The 14,335-nt window shown below is 38.7% G+C and carries 16 protein-coding genes; 13 read left to right on the forward strand and 3 right to left on the reverse strand.

Going from position 1 to position 14,335, the window contains the following annotated elements:
- Nucleotides 1–106: 106 nt before the first annotated feature.
- From GNT69_RS22630 to GNT69_RS22645, 4 genes are all read left to right on the forward strand, one after another.
- Nucleotides 107–1,381, forward strand: a complete 1,275-nt coding sequence (locus tag GNT69_RS22630; RefSeq protein ID WP_203557259.1) for a 3-isopropylmalate dehydratase large subunit — start codon at nucleotides 107–109, stop codon at nucleotides 1,379–1,381.
- Complete coding sequence (locus GNT69_RS22635) at nucleotides 1,381–1,878, forward strand: LeuD/DmdB family oxidoreductase small subunit (RefSeq protein ID WP_203557260.1); 498 nt, start codon at nucleotides 1,381–1,383, stop codon at nucleotides 1,876–1,878. Before GNT69_RS22630 ends, GNT69_RS22635 begins: the two co-directional genes overlap by 1 nt.
- 21 nt (nucleotides 1,879–1,899) lie before the next feature.
- Complete coding sequence (locus GNT69_RS22640) at nucleotides 1,900–2,793, forward strand: hydroxymethylglutaryl-CoA lyase (RefSeq protein WP_203557261.1); 894 nt, start codon at nucleotides 1,900–1,902, stop codon at nucleotides 2,791–2,793.
- 122 nt (nucleotides 2,794–2,915) lie between these two features.
- On the forward strand, nucleotides 2,916–3,431 hold the full coding sequence (locus GNT69_RS22645; protein WP_203557262.1) for an FAD-binding protein: 516 nt from the start codon (nucleotides 2,916–2,918) through the stop codon (nucleotides 3,429–3,431).
- Between the two features lie 347 nt (nucleotides 3,432–3,778).
- On the opposite strand, the gene GNT69_RS22650 is transcribed toward GNT69_RS22645, so the two are convergent.
- From GNT69_RS22650 to GNT69_RS22660, 3 genes are all read right to left on the reverse strand, one after another.
- Nucleotides 3,779–4,231, reverse strand: coding sequence for a hypothetical protein (locus tag GNT69_RS22650; RefSeq protein WP_203557263.1), 453 nt, complete (start codon nucleotides 4,229–4,231; stop codon nucleotides 3,779–3,781).
- A gap of 179 nt (nucleotides 4,232–4,410) precedes the next feature.
- Complete coding sequence (locus tag GNT69_RS22655) at nucleotides 4,411–5,364, reverse strand: LysR family transcriptional regulator (protein ID WP_203557264.1); 954 nt, start codon at nucleotides 5,362–5,364, stop codon at nucleotides 4,411–4,413.
- Between the two features lie 126 nt (nucleotides 5,365–5,490).
- Nucleotides 5,491–6,177, reverse strand: coding sequence for a FadR/GntR family transcriptional regulator (locus tag GNT69_RS22660; RefSeq protein ID WP_203557265.1), 687 nt, complete (start codon nucleotides 6,175–6,177; stop codon nucleotides 5,491–5,493).
- Between the two features lie 361 nt (nucleotides 6,178–6,538).
- On the opposite strand from GNT69_RS22660, the gene GNT69_RS22665 reads away from it, so the two are divergent.
- The 9 genes from GNT69_RS22665 (at nucleotide 6,539) to GNT69_RS22705 (ending at nucleotide 13,945) form a co-directional block, all read left to right on the forward strand.
- The gene (locus GNT69_RS22665) at nucleotides 6,539–6,916 is read left to right on the forward strand and encodes an ectoine synthase (RefSeq protein ID WP_203557266.1); all 378 of its coding nucleotides are present in this window, start codon (nucleotides 6,539–6,541) and stop codon (nucleotides 6,914–6,916) included.
- Nucleotides 6,917–7,003: 87 nt separating this feature from the next.
- Nucleotides 7,004–7,393 (forward strand): cyclase family protein, encoded by a 390-nt coding sequence (locus tag GNT69_RS22670; RefSeq protein WP_203557267.1) that lies wholly within the window; start codon nucleotides 7,004–7,006, stop codon nucleotides 7,391–7,393.
- On the forward strand, nucleotides 7,330–7,518 hold the full coding sequence (locus tag GNT69_RS25955; protein ID WP_203557277.1) for a cyclase family protein: 189 nt from the start codon (nucleotides 7,330–7,332) through the stop codon (nucleotides 7,516–7,518). Before GNT69_RS22670 ends, GNT69_RS25955 begins: the two co-directional genes overlap by 64 nt.
- A gap of 156 nt (nucleotides 7,519–7,674) precedes the next feature.
- Nucleotides 7,675–8,064 (forward strand): cupin domain-containing protein, encoded by a 390-nt coding sequence (locus tag GNT69_RS22680; protein ID WP_203557268.1) that lies wholly within the window; start codon nucleotides 7,675–7,677, stop codon nucleotides 8,062–8,064.
- 230 nt (nucleotides 8,065–8,294) lie between these two features.
- On the forward strand, nucleotides 8,295–9,137 hold the full coding sequence (locus GNT69_RS22685) for a nitrilase-related carbon-nitrogen hydrolase (protein ID WP_203557269.1): 843 nt from the start codon (nucleotides 8,295–8,297) through the stop codon (nucleotides 9,135–9,137).
- 150 nt (nucleotides 9,138–9,287) lie between these two features.
- Nucleotides 9,288–10,262 (forward strand): quinone oxidoreductase family protein, encoded by a 975-nt coding sequence (locus tag GNT69_RS22690; protein ID WP_203557270.1) that lies wholly within the window; start codon nucleotides 9,288–9,290, stop codon nucleotides 10,260–10,262.
- 23 nt (nucleotides 10,263–10,285) lie between these two features.
- Nucleotides 10,286–11,671, forward strand: coding sequence for a solute carrier family 23 protein (locus GNT69_RS22695; RefSeq protein ID WP_203557271.1), 1,386 nt, complete (start codon nucleotides 10,286–10,288; stop codon nucleotides 11,669–11,671).
- A gap of 19 nt (nucleotides 11,672–11,690) precedes the next feature.
- Nucleotides 11,691–12,362, forward strand: coding sequence for a cysteine hydrolase family protein (locus GNT69_RS22700; RefSeq protein WP_203557272.1), 672 nt, complete (start codon nucleotides 11,691–11,693; stop codon nucleotides 12,360–12,362).
- Between the two features lie 644 nt (nucleotides 12,363–13,006).
- The gene (locus tag GNT69_RS22705; protein ID WP_203557273.1) at nucleotides 13,007–13,945 is read left to right on the forward strand and encodes an NADP-dependent oxidoreductase; all 939 of its coding nucleotides are present in this window, start codon (nucleotides 13,007–13,009) and stop codon (nucleotides 13,943–13,945) included.
- Nucleotides 13,946–14,335 lie beyond the last annotated feature (390 nt).

The raw sequence follows: 14,335 nt of genomic DNA on the forward strand, positions 1-14,335 counted from the left end.
GTAAGAGTACTTTTTAAAAAACAAAACTGTCGACAGCATACTAACTTCTATATGCAAACATCGCTGATTTTATCATCTTTAAAGTTTTCCGAAAGGGGGAGTGGATATGGGAATGACTATGTCCGAAAAAATACTTGCTAAAGCTTCAGGTAAATCAGAAGTGAAAGCAGGCGATATAGTCTGGGTAAACGTTGACATTGCCATGATGCATGATTTATTAGGACCATGGTTGGTAGATAAAGCATTCACTCGTTTAGGAGGAAAGTTGTTTGATAAGGAAAAAGTGGTGGTTGTTTCGGATCACTGTACTCCACCCGCAACAGTACAGCAAGCAGATATTTTAAAGTACACCCGTGATTGGGCTAGGAAGCAAGATCTCCATTATTATTATGAATTTGAAGGCCCATGTCATCAAGTAATTGCTGAACACGGCCATGTCCGACCAGGTAGGGTGATTCTTGGCACCGATTCGCATACTTGTATGGCTGGAGCCTTAGGTGCGTTTGCGACTGGAATCGGTTCAACCGAAATGGTTGGTGTCCTTTTGACCGGTGAAACTTGGTTAAAGGTTCCAGAAACGATTAAGATTGTTTGGGATGGCGAGCTTCCAAAGGGGGTTTATGCAAAAGACTTAATTCTGCGAACGATTAAGGACTTAGGGCATGCCGGGGCAACCTATCAAACGCTTGAATTTTCTGGTTCAGCGATTAAAGATTTATCTATGGATGAACGACTTGTACTTTCTAATATGGCGGTCGAAGCGGGAGCAAAGACAGGATTGATTGAACCGGATGAGAAAGTCATTAATTATTTACGCTCTAGGGGTGTTACCGATGAAATAGACCTAATCTCCAGTGACCCAGATGCTGTTTATTCAAGAGTGTTACATTATAATGTCTCTGAAATGGAGCCTCAAGTCGCTTGTCCTCATGAAATTGATAATGTCCATGAGGTGAGCGTGGTTGAGGGAACTACAGTTGATCAAGTTTATTTAGGCTCTTGTACGAATGGGCGTTTAAGTGATCTTAGGATTGCGGCTGGAATCATGAAAGGGAAAAAAATAGCAAAGAACATCCGTTGTTTAGTTGTTCCAGCATCACAGCATATCTGGATGCAGGCCAATAAAGAGGGAATATTAACTGTTCTTACAGATGCAGGCTGTATTGTGAACATGCCTTCATGTGGTGCTTGTGGAGGATTCACTAGCGGGGTTATTGGAGCAGGGGAAGTTGTTATGTCTTCCTCCAACCGTAATTTCAAAGGTCGAATGGGCAGCCCTGATGGAGAAGTGTATTTAGGTTCTCCTGCTACAGTTGCGGCAACTGCGTTAACGGGGAAAATTACCGATCCACGGAAATATCTACTAAAGGGGGTATATTGATGGCCGTTATTTTACGTGGGCGTGTGTGGAAATACGGTAATAATATCAATACCGACATTATTTCACCAGGCCAATACATGAGCTTACCGGTAGAGAAGCAGGCAGAGCATGCAATGAGTGCTATTGATCCTGATTTTTCTAAAAAAGTTCAGCCGGGCGATTTATTGGTTGCTGGTAGCAACTTTGGCTCAGGTTCAAGCCGAGAAACGGCACAAATGGTGTTAAAACACCTTAAGATAGGGGGAATTATCGCCTCGTCTTTTGCACGAATCTTTTACCGAAATTCTATAAATGTCGGTCTGCCGGTGATAGAAATGAAAGAAACGATGTTGGTTCAAGAGGGTGACGAACTTGAAGTGGACTTACTAGCAGGGAAAATCATCAATCATACACAAAAGTCAGAATATAGCGGAACTAAGCTGCCTCCACATTTAATAGAAATGGTTGAACTAGGAGGATTAGAGGCTTATTTGGCAAAAAGGTTATTGAACAAATAGTGATGGAAAGGAGGTGACTCTATGAATCTGCCTTTAAAGGTGGAAATTATTGAGGTTGGTCCAAGAGATGGGCTGCAAAATGAAACAAACTTTATCCCGACTGAAAAAAAAGTAGCCTTGATTAACGCGTTGAATAGTACTGGAATTAAAAGAATTGAAGCCACTTCATTTGTGCACCCGGGCTATGTTCCACAAATGAAGGATGCTACCGAGGTTCTACGTACGATTGAACAAGTTCCTGATATTCAATATATGGCACTAATTCCAAATGATAAAGGGTATGAACGTGCAAAGGAAAATGGAGTTAAGGCACTTTCACTCGTTGTAGGTGCAAGTGAGACCTTTAATAAGAAAAATGTTAAAATGGGTCGCGAAGAGTCGATTCGCAAATTTGTAGAAGTCATTACAAAGTCTAAAGCGGAAGGGAATTTCATCCGCTACAATATAGCCACTTCATTCTGGTGTCCGTTTGAAGGAAAAGTTGATTCCCATATCGTATTGGAAATGGTAAAAAAAGTGGATGTTTTAGGCGTGGATGAAATCGTGATTTGTGACACAATTGGTCGTGCTAATCCAAAACAAGTCTATAATCTATTTCAAGAGGTTAACAGTTTGCAGCCCAAGGCTAACATAACTGCGCATTTCCATGATACGTACGGCTTTGCCTTAGCTAATATTACTGCTGCCTTAGAAGCGGGTGTTACAAACTTTGATGCATCCGTTGGCGGATTAGGGGGCTGTCCATTTGCTCCAGGCGCTGCCGGGAATGTCGCGACAGAAGATGTCGTATTTATGCTTCATGAAATGGGAATTGAAACAGGCATCGACCTTGCTGCTCTTCGTAGATGTGTGGAAATCGTAAAACCGTTAACGGATCGAGAGTTAACTGGGCATTTTATGAAAACAAATTTTTAGTAACTAATATCTTTAATTAAAATCTAGCTTTTATTTGCATTTTATCCCATCTCAACAGACAATAAGCCCCCTAACAAAAGACCTAGAATGAGAATGATTAAGGGATCAAACTGTCCGTAAAGATGCAAAGTGGACCAATTGTTAGGAAAGCATTTACCGATTATGTCGATATTCCATGGACGGACGATAATCTCGATGCTGTTAAAAGAGGTTGGATATTAAATGGTCATACGCTAGAAGAACTTGCAGAAAAAATTAATTGCCATCCAGAAAACCGCCGATTAATGACACCGGAAATTTTAGTTCATAGCGTCCAAACTTATAATGTTTCATGTGACTTAGGTGTTGATAAAGAGTTTAATAGAGAAAGCGATTCGCTAGGCCGTATTGAAAAACCTCCCTTTTATGCCCTGCCCTTATATGCTGGCGGCCCCAATACAAAAGGAGGAATCATGTCAAATGCTAAAAGACAGGTGCTTAATTGGCGTGAACAGCCTATTCCACGTTTGTATGCTGCAGGTGAGATTTCCTCAGTCTTTCAATTTGCTTACCAAGGTGGAGGGAATTTAGCTGAATGTATCGCTTTTGGAAGGGTTGCAGGTAAACATGCTGCACTTGAACAGTCTTGGAGTTCTTGATGACTTCTTTTAAATGGGTGATTATCGAGTAAATGACGATTTATCTTCTATATTTTGGATTGCCTACCGATAAGGGGGATTCTGAGTACAAACTTGACTGTTGAATTACATGATATTTGCAATAAAAGTTATGCTAACAAAACGTATGATATAAAAAATGAATGGTTGAAGGAACCGCCACATGCGGTTGATTACCAAAAACTTGTACAAAAACGAAAATAAGAGGGCTGATAAAAATGATTGTCAGCTCTTATATCTATGAATTGTTTAATGTTGTTCTTTATTGGAAGCAATACCGGTCCTCTGTTTTTCTTTAAATACTGAAAAAACTTGTAACATTGAATTTATTAGAAGTTTATGGTTATAAAAAGATATGGATAATATTGAAGAAAAAAAGATAAATGCCATACTGTATGAAACTGAATAATAAAATTGCTAAAATCGCAAAAAACAAGATAGCCACTAAATATTTTCATGGTGATGAGAGTTCCCCAATAAGCATCGGTCATAATTCCTGTATGTAAGAGAATAAGCCCGGTTGCGGTAATCGCAATCGGCATATGATATTTCATCATTCGTTTCGAAATTTTCGCTAGCTTTACTTTCACTTCCCTGATTTTACTTTTACGAATAAGCAAAAAAACGAAGTACATATTTATGTTGATTAAAAATAGGATAAAAGCAACTTGCGCCAGAAGTTTGCCAAGAAGTACGTAGTTTGATTCATAACCTTGAATATGACTCCATATGAGAATCATTAAAACGGTAAGGACGTTAACGGTTAGCCATTTTCCAATCATAGGTACCTCCAAAAGGTGTTCAACATGATAACATCTAGCGTGTATGTATTAAAAGAGAAATTGGAACGGTCAAAATAATCTTTTTAGGTGATGAAGGATTTAATAGTGAATGACCCCTACTTCAGACAACTCGAAAAGCTGTTAAGTAGAGGTCATTCACTATTTTTAAAAATCCACTGTTAACCTATTATTTCTAAAGCTGTTTTTTGGTCTTCATTAAATAATTTGATGTCTTTATTAATAAATTGGGCAAGGGAGAAATCCGGTTTTATAAAGAAATCTTTGTAATATTCCTCTTCCTTCCTATAAGCTATGTAATACGATATACTTTCAAAATTAAATTCACTTTTTCTTAAAGGCAATTGTACCAAATCGCCTTTATTTATTTCGACATTGAATGTCATTTCTGGTAAAAAAGATATCCCCATGTTTTTAAAAAGGAGATTTTTAACAAATTCTAATTGATTAGAAACGACTGATCTTCTAAAGTGAATGGATGATATTTGGGACACCTTTAACTTGGTTTCAAAGGGCTTATAGTAAATCATTTTCTGTCCTTCTAAAGAGGAGATATTTTCCAAAGTTGAATTCTTTGCTAGGTCATGATTAGGGGAGATAAAAAGGTGAAAATCTTCAGTTGTGATTGGGAAATGAGTAAAACTCCTCTCCTCTAACGGCTCCAGCACAATCGCTAAGTCAATCTTCTTTTTTAACAGTGATTCATAAATACTACAAGCGCCAATGTACATTAAGTTTATATTAAGATTCTTTTCTGCTGAAATCAACTCGTCAATTTTCTGTGTAATCATAGGATTGTTTAATGTAATGGAGGTGCCAATCTTTATTTCTTTTTCTGGAGGTATTTGTGCTGTTATTCTCTTTTGTACTGAGTAAAAGGTTTCAACAACTTGTTTAGCGTAAGGAAGGAACATTTTTCCAGCCTTTGACAACTTTACGGTTCTTTTTCCTTTATCAGATCGTTCAAAAATGTCAAAACCTAATTCTTTCTCTAAAAGATTTACTCGATTCGTTAAGGTAGGTTGTGGGATATAAAGGTGCCTTGCGGCTAAAGTGAAATTTTCATATTCATACACGGCTAAAAAAGTTTCTAAATGATTAAAGTTTATATTCATATCTTTAACCTCCTTTGTTTGAAACCAACAGAACAAATCAAATTCCATTTTATTAAGGCAAATATTCTAGAGGGTGATATTAATACAGCATATCATCTGATGTTTAGGTAAAAAAACATCAGATGTTTAATCGATAGGTCCACGAGCTTTCTCCATCTCAAGAAGGTTTTGAGTAGTGAGTCTTTTAGCTTCGCTGCTATTTTTGGCCTCGATTGCAGAATAGATTTCTTCGTGATACATCGTATTGTCTTTATATTGGTCAGTATTCAAAATTAATTGACTTAACATTTCTTTTAAAGTTTCGGTTATCATCTTGTACAATTCTAAAGCAACCTCATTACGACTTGCTTTAGCGATGCTAAGGTGGAACGCGATATCCGCTTCCACATAGTCTGAATACCTTCCACCTTGTAAAGCTTCATTCCGTTGATCCAAAAAGGCACGCATTTCCATAAGGTCTTCTTTTGTCCGGCGCTCCGCAGATAGACCTGCCATCTCGACTTCGAGAATACGGCGTACTTCGAGAATTTGTTTATAATTTCGAGGGATTAGAGTTTGTTTCAATGGGTCAAGTTCCATAGAAACGGACTGAATATAAGTTCCGTCCCCTTGACGTACGAACAATACGCCGGCATGAACTAAAATTTTTACCGCTTCCCTGATTGTTGAACGTCCAACCCCAAAAAGCTTCATGAGTTCTCCTTCGGAAGGCAGCTTATCTCCAATTTTGTAATGACCAGAGTTAATTTGAAATTGTATTTGATCAAGAACGTCATCTACTAATTTTCTGCGGGGTACTGTTTTAAAGGCCAATAATAACCACGCTCCTTGCAAAGGGGTGATTTTTCTCAGTTATAATCTACATTATAGTTTAGGGTTAACCTTTTTTCAATATTAAAAGTCAGAATATACAGAAAACAGAAATGTTTAATGGATAGAAATTTTAATATTGTAATTTTTGTCATCAGTCATCTTATGTTGTAGCATATTTCTTTTAGTTTTGATAATACATTTTTTCATCGGAGGGTAATAAATGGAGAAAGAGATCATGATGAACTAAATCTTTTGATGATAACGGTCATTCAATATTTGAATGAAGTGATTAAATACGTGTATTTTACAGAATATTCTAAATTTAATAGACTTTAAATTAAGAGTTAGGGGGTGAAGTCATATGAATATTTCTATACAACCGTTGGAAGAGGCAAAGGAATTTGATATCGGTATTGGATGTAGGGCAAGAGCTGTTGTTTGGCCAGGAATGGGTTCTATATACAGAACAATGAATTATATTGAAATTAATGCTTCACATAAAACAAAGGAATTATATCATCCCGATGGAGAAGCTGCTTATTTTATAAGACAAGGTACAGGAAAAGTGGTCGATAAGGAGTCGGGTGAGGAATTTGAAATTAATAAAGGGAAAATGATTCTTTTGGATGCTGGAACACGTTATGTACTAGAAGCTGGAACTGGAACTACTCTAGTATGTATTGGCGGACCATGCCCACCTGATGAAAATCTTTATAACTCTGATTGTGAATCAAAATAAATGAATCGTATTTAGATAGAATAGGAGTGTTTGTTCATGCGTTTAGTAGACTTGAGTCATCCATTTAATATGCATTCATCGGGGTGAGTGGATTATCCATCTCCAAAAATATCTTATTTTCAGAGGCATGCGACGAACGGAATTGTTAGTCAATTTATAGAGACCCCGCTTCATACCAGCACTCATTTAGATGCTGAAATGCATGGAATATCTGGAGGAAAGGATATTGCCAGTATTCCACTTGAAAGATTAGTAAGAGAAGGGGTAACTGTCGATATCAGTGATGAAGTGGAAGATTTTACTGTCATTGAACCTGAAATGATTACCAAAAAGATGGATGTAAAAGAAGGCGATATTCTGTTAATCCATACTGTTGGCATCGGTTCTACAACGGTCAGCCAGAGGAAGATGAGATTCGTTACTTCTGTAAGCATCCTGGAGCAAGTCCGCGTTTTGCACAATGGGCTGTTGATATGAAACTAAGCTGGATTGGAGTGGACTGCGGCTCAGCTGACCATCCAATGAACACATCCATCCGGTACAAAAAACCTGAAATTGCAAAAGAATACCGAGAGAAAACAGGCCTTGATCCAGAAGAGTAATTCCCACGAGAGGGATTATTTATCATGCATCACCACAAGTTTTGAACAAACGTTGTTTAATTGGTGCCTTCCCTTGGCGTTTCGAAGGTGGAGAAGCAAGTCCTTGTCGAGTTGTTGCCTTTTTAGATGTATAAAGAACTGGGAGGATGTAAATAGATGGCAATTCATGTATTTGATATTGAGAAAGATGTGGTTATGACACCAATTATTTCGAAAGATGCCCGATTAGTAATTGGGCCTCATAGCGGGGCAAGTACTGCGACTTTCAATCATGTGGTACTTGAACCTGGTGAACAAAATCAGCCTCACTCCCATCCTAAATCAGAGGACACCATTTTCATATTAGAGGGTGAAGGGATAGCCGTTGATTATACAAATGGCAAGGAATTTCCTATTCAAGCCGGCTGTGCTGTTCATATTCCAGTAGGGATTAAACACACAATTATCTCTACAGGGAAGGAGAAGATGGTTAGCGTAGGTGGACCATGTCCGCCAGACTATAATTTGCTTAAAGCATGTGGAATTGATATCACCCCACCGAAATAGAAAGGTTTAGGTAAAGGTAATGGCAGTTTTAACTAACTGGGAAACGGAAAGAAAACAAATCCATTTTAGTTAAACACAAATAAGGGGCAATGTGGATGCCCCTTCACCTATAGAGAATAGGACGGGTTAGTGATGGATGAAAAAGGAGAAATTCTTGTAAAGGCAAGGAATGAAGAGGGCCTAATAGTTTATAAGGCCATTATGGATCTCTTTGTTGAGGAGGATTAATCATGACGACAGTGAGAACAGCTGTGTTACAATTTCAGTCCGTACCCGGAGATATAACTAATAATATAAATCAATCACTCTTATTTTTACAACAGGCGGCGGATCGAGGTGTCAAATTAGCAGTGTTGCCGGAGCTCTGTCAGAGCGGCTATGATTTAACACCTGAATTAGCAAGGGAAGTGGCCGAACCAGTCGATGGGAAGTCCGTTAATAGCTGGAAAAACTTTGCAATGGAGAATGATATGTATATCGTTGGTGGTCTATGTGAAGCAGACGGGGATAAAATTTACAATTCTGCTGTTCTGGTCGGACCTAAAGGTTATATTGGTGTCTATCGCAAAGCTCATTTATTCAGCGAAGAAAATGTGATATTTTCCCAGGGTAATAATGGTTTTCCAGTATTCGACTTGGGCTGGGGGAAAATATCAATCTTAATCTGTTATGACCTTCGATTCCCTGAAGCTATTAGAATGTTGGCACTACAAGGAACCGATATTGTCTGTGTTCCAACGGCATGGGTCATGCCACAAGGTCAGAAATGGGACAATAATAGAGCATCGATTCAAGCTTACTGTGCGATGGCACATGCAAGCATGAATCGTATGTATATTGCATGTGCGAACACCTATGGCTCAAATACAGGTAGCCATTTTCTTGGGGGAAGTATTATTGCTGGTCCACGTGGATGGCCTGTAGCTGGTCCAGCAAGTACTGAAGAATCTGCATTATTAATCGCGGATTTAAATCTTGAAGAAGCTCGCCGTAAAAAACAGAATCCTTATAATCATGTTTTAAACGATCGTCGGGTTGATATCTATGGTGAGATTTCAATAAAAGTAAAATGAATGAAAAAATAGATATGTGTTTGTAAAAAATCATTGGATTTTGAATCAAAGGGAGCCATAGAAGGACTGACATTACTAATACGCTCGTAACGTTAGATCAATGGAATGGTTTTGGTCTTGGGCTTCCAATCTAAAAAGAGGAGGATGTTTATGAAAGCAGTTTTAGTAAGAAGAAATGGAGGTCCAGAAGTTCTTCATTTGGAAAATGTATTGGATCCTGTACCTAATCCGAATCAAGTTGTTATTCGAAGTATGACGACAAGTGTGAATTATATTGATGTGATGTCACGGCAAGGTTTATCGGGTTACAAAAGAGAAGTACCTTTTATTCCTGGAAGAGAAGTGGCCGGCATCATTGAAAAAGTCGGCGCAAAGGTTAAAGGGTTACAAGTAGGTCAACGAGTGATGGCGTTAGCATCATCAGGGTCCTATGCAGAAAAAGTTGTTGCGGATGCAGAGAAAACATTTCTTTTACCTGACTCGATTGATTTTGAAACGGCTGCCGGTATCCTACTTACTGGGATTACTGCTTATAATATCGTTGTGGATGTTGCTGCTGTTAAGGAAGGTGACAGTGTATTAATTCATGCAGCTGCTGGTGGTGTAGGAACAATAGCCGCTCAACTAGCTAAACTACGTGGAGCTTCAACTGTTATTGGAACAGTAGGAAGCAATGAGAAAGTAGAAGTAGCCAAACGTTATGGGGTTGATAAGGTCATCAATCACCGTGAGGAAAACTTTGCAGGGAATATAAATGAATGGACTGATGGGAAAGGAGTGGATGTGATTCTTGATTCCATTTCTGGTCCAACGTTGGAGCTAGGTTTAACTTGTCTAGCAAATCGGGGAAGACTAGTTGTTTTTAGTCATGCAGGTGGAGAAGTTGGCAATATTAAAACAACTCAGCTTAATGCAAGTGGGCGCTCTATTCATGGATTTAGTATGAAAAATTTAACAATCGAGGAACTTAGATTGACGGTTCAACATTTGCTTGAGTTGCTTGAAGTAGGAAAGCTTAAGGTGAATATTGGAAAAAAGTTCTATTTATCAGAGATTGAATCTGCGCACCAATGGGTAGAAAGTCCAAATAATGTAGGAAAAACAATCATTAAGGTTGTTAATTAACTATTCCCAAAGGGGGGATTTAGGTGGAACACGAAAGCAACTCAGAAAAAAAGGTGCTGAAGGTTGGAATTGAAGAAAGGCTTAGCTTAGGGGAAAATATCACTTACGGGTTTCAGCATATATTAGCTCTGACAGGGATCTGGATATTCCCAGGTTTGATAGGTGCGGCATTAGGGCTCGATGTTGGTACAATTGGCTACATTGTACAAGCCTGCTTTATTACGACAGGAATTATTACGATCTTGCAATCAGGTAGATTGTTAAAACTACCAGTTGTACAGGGTCCAACAGCTGCCTTTTTCGTAGCCATTATGGTTACTGGCCTTTCTCAAGGTTTAGGTACAGCATATGGTTCCATGACAGTTGCAGGCTTGATATTCCTTTGCTTAGCTATTCCAATTGGAAAATGGGGAATAATGGGTCACTGTATTAAATTTATGTCTCCCCCCATCGTCTACGGGAGTCTATTGGTAATCATTGGAGCCCAGCTCTCAAGTATCGGGGTGGCTAATTGGTTTGGTCAAGCTGGAACAGCTGGCTATCCATCCTTGAACTTTTTGACGGCTATTATTACCATTCTATCCATCTTATTATTAATGATTTTTGGGGGGAATTCCTTCCTTCGACGTGGTGCATTGCTCTGGGGGATTGTTATTGGGACTATTTTTTATATGATTTTCGGCAGTTTCAATATGACTGCTGTGAACGAGGCACCATTATTTAGTTTACCAGAAATCTATCCATTTGGTTTTCACGTTTCTTGGCCGGTTGTTGTTTTAATGCTGATTGCGTACTTACAAGCAGCTGCAGAAGCAATGGGCATGTATGTTTTATTAACTGATTGGGATAAACAAAAACTTACAAAAAATCGAGTAAATAGAGGAATGTTTGGTGAGTTTTTAGGAACTACCATTGGATCCGTTTTTGGTGGTATCGGAACAACCTCATACCCTGAGAATATTGGAATCATTCGTGTTTCAGGGATTGGCAGTCGATATGTGGTAATGACTGCGGGAATCATTGCAATTATCTTGGGATTAATTCCTAAAATAGGGGTTTTAATTGCAATTATCCCTGGTGCCGTTTTAGCAGGAGCATCAACTGTTTTATTTGGGATTATTACTTTTAGTGGAATTCAAATGCTGAGTAAAGTGAACTGGGACGAACTTAATTTGGCGGTTGCTGGAACTGCTTTTATCATTTCTGTAGGAACAATGTTCTTGCCAGCTGAAATTTTAGCTATGTTGTCACCTTCTGTAAATAGTATTGTTTCCCAACCTATGCTTGTTGGTGTAATCTTGTTGATCTTGTTAAATACGGTTGTCAATATGCTTATACGACCAAGGCTTGAAAAGAAAAACACCAATTATCATGAATCTTCACCAGAGTTACCATCGCATCATAAATAATTTTTTAGGAGTGAAAGAATTGTTTATAAAACAAAAGGTAAAATATCCAATCGATTTGAAGCGAACGGCCCTAGTTATTGTTGATATGCAAAATTTATTTTGTGAGCCTGATGGAAGTTTATATGTTGAAAGTACACAGGATATTATGGAAAATGTTAAAAATGTAACAGATGCAGCCCATCGTGCAGGAATGCCGGTAATTTATTTGAGCCATATTGTACGGGGCGATGGAAGTGATACAGGGCGTTTTAAAGACATGTACCCTAAAGCGGATGAACAGTTTAAGGCAGGTACCTATGATGTAGAAATTACTGACCAATTGACTGTTGAGCCTAGTGATATCAAAATATCAAAATTATTTTATAGCGGTTTTCATAATACCGATTTAGATGCTATTCTTCGTTTACGAGATATTGATACTATTATAATCTGTGGAACTGTTACAAATGTTTGTTGTGAGACAACAGTACGAGATGCGGTCCATCGTGAGTATAAGGTAATATTCCTAAGCGATGGGAATGCAGCAATGGATTACCCAGACATGGGATGGGGGGAAATTACGGCAGAAGAAATTCAAAAAGTCACTCTTACGGTATTATCATATGAATTTTGCCAAGTATCAACAACAGAAGAAGTGGTCAAAGAAATTAACGCAAAGATAACCAAAGCGGATAAGAGCAGAGTGTTATAGCATTAATTCAAAAAAATTGTTAGAGCCATCTCTCATCAGAAATAAAAAGCCATAATTAAACTTGGGGATATTACCCAAAAAATGAAACCGCTGTCATATAAATTTGTAGAAAAGAACTGTTTGTCATTCAAACAATCCATTTGAATTAGATATTAGTCCGAAAACACCTGAAGAAATTACTTTTAGTGATTTTAGCTGAAACAATAACACATACCAATCCCATCCATGGGAAACACGGGGCCAGTTCTAATGAGGACAATCGGAAGTTTTGTACGAGAAAAGGCATATTAAGCGGCTGTAGCTGCCTCAATATGCCTTTTTTTGAATTTGTAGGTAATCACTTAAAGTCAAATATCTAATTGCTGAAATAATCATGCTGGTTCAGAATAATAGTGGCTCCAACCTAGTAATACCCAGAGAGAATATCTATCCATAAAAAGTAAAAAACTAAATATACAGAATATACAGAATATTTCTTTACAAATAGCCATTGTTCGATTATATTATAATCATCCAATTATCCTATGTTTAAGGGAGGTGTGATCATTAATTCAGGGAAAATAAGTACATATTAATGTCCTTTATCAGAAATAGATACCCCTATGGAATAAATTAACAATGGTAATTCAAAGGAGTGTTGATCAATGAAAGCTAGCGTAATTCATCAATATGGTGGACCTGAAGTCATTCAATATAAGGAAGTTCAAGTGCCGTCGATTAATGATGGTGACGTCTTAATTAAGGTAGCTGCCACCTCATTTAATCCAGTAGATGCCTTGATTCGAAGCGGTTTGTTTCAAACGGGGCTTAAGTTGAAGTTTCCCTATATACTAGGTTTAGATGTAGCTGGTGTTGTCGAGAAAGTTGGGAACTCAGTTAACAATTTTCGAGTAGGGGATTCTGTATATGCTTATCTCGATAGAAGTCGGAATGGCGGGGCAGCTGAATATGTCGCTTGTGAGGCATCTGAGGTTGCACACGCACCAAAATCAATCCCTCTTCAAGATGCAGCTGCCTTGCCACTAGTTGCTTCCACAGCTTGGCAAGGGTTGTTCGAACACGGAAACCTGCAAAAAGGACAACGTGTACTAATTACAGCTGCAGCAGGAGGGGTTGGTTCGGTCGCCGTGCAGTTAGCGAAGTGGAAGGGAGCCTACGTAATTGGTACGGCTTCGGAGAGGAGCTTTGACATTCTTCGCAAGCTTGGGATTGATGAATTAATCAATTATAAAAGTGAAGCACCCGAAAGAGTGTTGAAGGAGTCGGTTGACTTGATTTTTAATCTTTCTCCAGCGCAGTCTTCAGAGGTAAATAAGCTGTTGATGCTTCTAAAGCCAGGTGGAATGCTTGTATCTGCAGCTAAAGCTGCAGATAATCAAGAAGCTGAACGTCTTGGAGTAAGGACGATTCGCATGGCTTCAAAACGGAATGCACAACATCTATCAGAGATTGCAAAACTTGTCGATGAAGGGTTTGTTAAACCTTTTATCACAGAGCGAATACCGGTCAGCAAAACGGCTGAAGCACATAAGAAACAAGGACAAAACAATGGGAAAATCCTTCTAATTCCTAATCGAGAATAGTAGCCCTATTTTATCGCAGGTTAACTGGCTGTAAGACCCCCACTTGAAGAATTCGAAAGTAATAAGAATTGTAAGTGGGCGATCAACAGCCAGTAAACGCCCGATTGGTGAGATAAGATTTTTCTTTGGGCTTCAGCCCTTAGAAAAATCAATCGGGCTCTGCGCGACTAACAATCAGTGGGGGATGAAGAAAACCCCCACTGATTGAAGTTTCACTTTATCTGTAAATCTTGAAAAAGCCATGAAAACAGTGTGTTTTCATGGCTTTTGTGCGCTTGGCAGCGCATCGGACTAACGGGTGAAAGTCCCGAACACACCGTTTTGGTGGCGGAAGTGTATAGCCGACAGGTAGTGCGTATCCGTGAGGAACCGTGCGGAGGACTTGAAGGC

The sequence above is a fragment of the Bacillus sp. B15-48 genome (assembly GCF_016879755.1).
Taxonomy (GTDB): Bacteria; Bacillota; Bacilli; order Bacillales; family Cytobacillaceae; genus Mesobacillus_B.

Coding starts and splice junctions, on each gene's coding strand:
- GNT69_RS22630 (WP_203557259.1), top strand. CDS start 107: ATGGGAATGACTATGTCCGAAAAAATACTTGCTAAAGCTTCAGGTAAA.
- GNT69_RS22635 (WP_203557260.1), top strand. CDS start 1,381: ATGGCCGTTATTTTACGTGGGCGTGTGTGGAAATACGGTAATAATATC.
- GNT69_RS22640 (WP_203557261.1), top strand. CDS start 1,900: ATGAATCTGCCTTTAAAGGTGGAAATTATTGAGGTTGGTCCAAGAGAT.
- GNT69_RS22645 (WP_203557262.1), top strand. CDS start 2,916: ATGCAAAGTGGACCAATTGTTAGGAAAGCATTTACCGATTATGTCGAT.
- GNT69_RS22650 (WP_203557263.1), bottom strand. CDS start 4,231: ATGATTGGAAAATGGCTAACCGTTAACGTCCTTACCGTTTTAATGATT.
- GNT69_RS22655 (WP_203557264.1), bottom strand. CDS start 5,364: ATGAATATAAACTTTAATCATTTAGAAACTTTTTTAGCCGTGTATGAA.
- GNT69_RS22665 (WP_203557266.1), top strand. CDS start 6,539: ATGAATATTTCTATACAACCGTTGGAAGAGGCAAAGGAATTTGATATC.
- GNT69_RS22680 (WP_203557268.1), top strand. CDS start 7,675: ATGGCAATTCATGTATTTGATATTGAGAAAGATGTGGTTATGACACCA.
- GNT69_RS22685 (WP_203557269.1), top strand. CDS start 8,295: ATGACGACAGTGAGAACAGCTGTGTTACAATTTCAGTCCGTACCCGGA.
- GNT69_RS22690 (WP_203557270.1), top strand. CDS start 9,288: ATGAAAGCAGTTTTAGTAAGAAGAAATGGAGGTCCAGAAGTTCTTCAT.
- GNT69_RS22705 (WP_203557273.1), top strand. CDS start 13,007: ATGAAAGCTAGCGTAATTCATCAATATGGTGGACCTGAAGTCATTCAA.